Source organism: Janthinobacterium sp. AD80 (assembly GCF_002878455.1).
Taxonomy (GTDB): Bacteria; Pseudomonadota; Gammaproteobacteria; order Burkholderiales; family Burkholderiaceae_D; genus Janthinobacterium.
On the sequence record NZ_NRDQ01000232.1, the window covers coordinates 1 to 4710 of the forward strand.

The following is a 4710-nucleotide window of genomic DNA, read 5'->3' on the forward strand; positions in this document are numbered from 1 at the left end:
CTGGACGGCCTGCTGCGCGCGCATCCCGTGCTCAGCCTGCTGTGGCTGGCGCTGGCCGCGCTGGCCGTGGCGCGCATCGCCGGCGTCGCCCTGTTCATGGCCGACCCGCAGCAGCCGCAGCTGTCGGCCATCTGGTACGACCCCTTCTATGTCAACCACAGCTGCTTTTCCTCGTACTGGAAAGCTTCCGAGCTGGCCAGCGCGGGGGCGTCCAACATCTATGACAGCGCCCATTACGCAGGCAACGAGGGCCGCTTCAAGCTCGACGAGTACCTGTATCCGCCGCCGTTCCTGATCCTGCCGCAGCTGGCCGCGTCGCTGGGCGCGGGGTTTGTTGCCATGCGCGCCGTCTGGTTCGCCGTCGACGCGGCCCTGGTGGCGGCCATCATGCTGGCCGTCTGCGCCTGGATAGGCGGGGCCACGGGACGCCGCGCCGCCCTGCTGCTGCCGGCCGCCTGGCTGGCCCTGCCCACCCTGATCACCATGCAGACGGGCAACTTCCAGCTGGCCGCCATCGCCCTGGCCCTGCTGGCCATGCTGCTGTTCCAGCGCGGCAGCGACGAGGCCGGCGGCGCCGTCATGGCGCTGGCCCTGTTCAAGATCTTCCCCGGCGTGCTGTGCGCCTACCTGCTGTTCTGCAAGCGCTGGCGCGCGCTGGCCTGGAGCATCGCCTTCTCGCTGCTGTACGCGGCGCTGGCGTATGCCATGCTGGGCGCCCAGCCGTTCCGCGACTTCATCGGCTATGAAATGCCGCGCATCGCCAGCGGCGAAGTGTGGAGCTGGATGCAGCTTGAAGGCCTGGAAGCGGTGGTCGCCATCAATTACTCGGTGCCGGCCCTGGTGCTGAAGCTCAAGCTGTTTGGCGTCGACGGCATCGAATACCGCCACCTGGCCGCCGTGGCCCTGCTGTGGAGCGTGGTGGTGGTGGCGCTGGCCTGGCTGGCATCGCGCCGCGCCAGCGCCTATTCGCGCCTGGAACTGGCCGCCGTCTGGCTCGGCCTGCTGGGCCTGGCCGCCGTGCGCAGTCCCTTCGTGCCCGACGACTACGCGCTGTTCCCCGCCCTGTGGCTGTGGTGCCTGCTGGCCGCCGAACAGCGCAACGGGCAAATGCACAGCGGCGTGCGCACCGCCATGTTCGGCGTGCTGTGGCTGGCCTTTGCCATCGTCATGCCGATCGGCCTGGTGCAGCCGCAGCACCTGCCCCTGCTGCTGGCCGTCTCCACCGTCAGCCAGCTGCTGGCCCTGGCCTTCTGGCTGTGGCCCGTGCTGCGCCGCCCCGCTGCCATGCGCAGCGCCCCAAGCAATCCGTCCGCGTCGCCCGCGGCCGCCTGAACCCTACTCCATACGAAAGCACATCATGAAACAAGCCATCCTGACCCCGTTGCGCCGCACCGCCCTGTGCCTGATGCTGGCCTTTTCCGCTCCCGTCCTGGCCGACGAGCGCCTGCAAATCCCCCGCGCCGCCCGCGCGCCCGTGCTGGCCGACTATGTCGGCAAGCTGCCGGCCGACGCCGGCGTGGAAATCAAGGGCTTCCGCCAGTACGCGCCCGGCGACGGCGAACCGTCGCTGCTGGAAACGAAGGCCTACCTGTCGTATGACGACGAACACCTGTACGCCGTCTTTGTCTGCAAGGATGACCCGGCCCTGGTGCGCGCGCGCATCGCCCGCCGCGAAGACTTGCCCGGCGACGACGCGGTGCAGCTGGAAATCGATTCCTTCAACGACAAGCAGCGCTCGTTCCGCTTCTATGCCAACCCGTATGGCGTGCAGATGGATGCCAAGCACACGGAAGGCCTGGGAGACGATTTCAATTTCGACACGCAATGGCAGTCGGACGGCAAGATCACGCCCGACGGCTATGTCGTCACCATGGCCATACCGTTCAAGAGCCTGCGCTTCAGCCGCGCCGACGTGCAGAACTGGGGCATCGCCGTGGGCCGCATCGTGCCGCGCCTGAACGAGTTTTCCTACTGGCCCTACATCACCAAGCGCCAGGCCGCCTTCGTGCCGCAGCTGGCGCCCGTGCAGATACCCGAACCGATCACGTCCGGGCGCAACATCCAGCTGATTCCGTACGGCTATGTCGGCCGCAGCCGCGCCCTGAACGGCCGCGACCCGGCCAATACCTTCTGGGAACGCGACGACAAGAACCAGGCCGGCCTCGACGCCAAGCTGGTGCTGGCCGACAAGTTCGCGCTCGACCTGACGTACAAGCCCGATTTCAGCGAAGTCGAGTCGGACGAGCCGCAAGTGCTGATCGACAAGCGCTATGAAGTGCTGTTCCCGGAAAAGCGCCCGTTCTTCCTGGAAAACTCGGGTTTCTTCACGACGCCGCAGCCGCTGTTCTTTTCGCGCCGCATCGCCGAACCCCGCTACGGCGCGCGCCTGACGGGCCGCGAAGGCCACTGGTCCGTCGGCGGCCTGCTGATGGATGATTTGGCACCGGGCGAAGCGCTGCCGCGCGACAGCCGCGACTATGGCAAGACGGCGCGCATCGCCGTGGCCCGCGTGCAGAACGACTTCGCCGGCGATTCCAACGTGGGCGTGCTGCTGACGGACCGCAAGTTTGGCCAGCAGAGCAACCGGGTGGCCGGCGTCGACCTGCGCTACAAGATCGATGAAAACTGGGTGCTGAGCAGCCAGCTGGCGCACAGCAAGTCCAGCCTGGAGGGCAAGCCCGACCACAGCGGGCGCCTGGCCTTTGTCGAAGCGAGCCGCTCGGACCGCAATTTCAACTATGCGGGCCAGTACCTGGACATCACGCGCGACTTCGATCCCGCGCTGGCCTTCATTCCGCGCACGGATATCCGCCAGACCACGCAGACGGCGTCGTATTTGTGGAACTTCCCGGACGCGCCATGGCTCGTCAGCGCCGGCCCCAGCATCAAGGCCGTGGGCACCAGGGACCAGGAAAACGTGCTGCAGGACTGGTCCAGCGACGCGTTTTTCAGCGTCAACGGCTTGCGCGCCACCACCTTCGAGGCGCACAAGCTGGACGGCTTCGAGAAATACGCGGGCCTGGACTTCCGCAAGTCCGGCTACTCGCTGGCGGCCAGCACTGAATGGCTGAGCTGGCTGACGGGCTGGGTCACCGTGGGCCAGAACGAGGTCATCAACTACCAGCCGGCGCCCGGCATCGCGCCCTTCCTGGGCGACGCGCGCAGCGTCTCGGCCAACCTGAAGTTCACGCCCGTGGCCCAGTTCCGCGTCGAGCAGACCCTGTACTGGAACGACTTGCGCACGCAGGCGGGCGTGGCGGGCATGCCCACGGGCAGCATGGTGTACCGCGAACTGCTGTCGCGCACCAAGCTGCGCTACCAGCACAGCCGCTTCCTGGCCGCGCACTTGATCCTTGACTACAGCCACCTGAAGACCAACCGGGCGCTGACGGGCATCGAGGGCGGCAAGCGCCTGACGGGCGACCTGCTGTTCAGCTACGTGCTCAGTCCCGGCACGACGGCGTATGCGGGCTACACGGACCGCCAGGAAAACCTGCAGCTGATCGGCAATCCGCAGCTGCTGCAGCGCACGCGCGACCTTGACATGCACACGGGCCGCAAGGTGTTCGTCAAGTTCAGCTATCTGTTCCAGCTGTAAGGCAGCTCACCTCTTCCGGGGCGGGCCGTGCCTACGCTCGCCCGCCCCGGTATTTGCACGCAACGGGAGTTTGATCATGCAAGCACTTATTTACGTCGCCACCGGGAGCGCCCCATGCGCGCGCTGATCCGGCTGCTGCGGCCGCACCAGTACATCAAGAACGGCTTCGTCCTGCTGGGCCTGCTCTTTGCCACGCAGCGCGACGCCGCCACGGCCACCCACGCGGCGCTGGCCTTTCTGGCGTTTTGCGCCATGGCCAGCGCCGTCTACGTGCTCAACGACCTGCTCGATGCCGAGGCGGACCGCCAGCATCCGCAGAAATGCCGGCGCCCCATCGCCAGCGGCCAGGTCAGGGTGCCCGTAGCCTGGTGCGCCTGCGTGCTGCTGGCGGGCACGGCGCTGGCCCTGGGCGCGGCCATCGGCGTGGCCGTGCCGGCCCTGCTGCTGACCTACCTGGCGCTGAACGTGGCGTATTCGCTGTACCTCAAGCACGTGGTGATACTCGACGTCTTCGTCATTTCGGCCGGCTTCATGCTGCGCATCCTGGCCGGCACGGTGGGTATCGGCATCGCGCCCTCGCAATGGCTGCTGCTGTGCGGCCTGATGGTGACCCTGTTCCTCGGCTTTGCCAAGCGGCATGCGGAACTGATGCAGCTGGCCGCCGCCGGCCCCCGCGCCGGGCCGGGCGGCGCCTGCGCGCGGCCCGTGCTGGACGACTACAGCGGCGTGATGCTGGGCCAGTTCATCGCCGTCAGCGCCGCTTGCACCGTGCTCAGCTACAGCCTGTACACGGTCAGCCGCGACACGATCGCCGTGCACGGCACGGCTAACCTGATCTACACGGTGCCGTTCGTGGTGTACGGCATCTTTCGCTACCTGTTTCTGTTGCACCTGCGCGCGCAGGGCAACGACACCGCGCACGACCTGCTGACCGACCGCCACTTGCTGCTGACCGCGGCATGCTGGCTGGCGGTCACTTTCGGTGTGCTGCCATGAGCGGCGCACTGCTGTCGGGATGGCGCTACCGCGCCTTCCTGCTTTCCATCGCCATGGGCGCCGCCGGCTACCTGGCTTTCTCGCTGTGGGGCGGCCTGCCCGCGCTGGGCGACGCG

At 67.5% G+C, this 4710-nt stretch carries 3 protein-coding genes; all 3 read left to right on the forward strand.

Annotated features, from left to right (window positions below; translation table 11 throughout):
- Positions 1-1332 (forward strand): glycosyltransferase family 87 protein (locus JaAD80_RS27600; protein ID WP_102299314.1); only part of this gene is annotated, 1332 nt, incomplete at its 5' end.
- 25 nt (positions 1333-1357) lie between these two features.
- Positions 1358-3598 (forward strand): carbohydrate binding family 9 domain-containing protein, encoded by a 2241-nt coding sequence (locus JaAD80_RS27605; RefSeq protein WP_102299315.1) that lies wholly within the window; start codon positions 1358-1360, stop codon positions 3596-3598.
- A gap of 114 nt (positions 3599-3712) precedes the next feature.
- Positions 3713-4594, forward strand: a complete 882-nt coding sequence (locus JaAD80_RS27610) for a decaprenyl-phosphate phosphoribosyltransferase (RefSeq protein WP_102299317.1) — start codon at positions 3713-3715, stop codon at positions 4592-4594.
- Positions 4595-4710: the final 116 nt, after the last annotated feature.

What these genes read in the sequence shown, in the direction of transcription:
- JaAD80_RS27605 (WP_102299315.1), top strand. Translation starts at nt 1,358, where the DNA reads ATGAAACAAGCCATCCTGACCCCGTTGCGCCGCACCGCCCTGTGCCTG.
- JaAD80_RS27610 (WP_102299317.1), top strand. Translation starts at nt 3,713, where the DNA reads ATGCGCGCGCTGATCCGGCTGCTGCGGCCGCACCAGTACATCAAGAAC.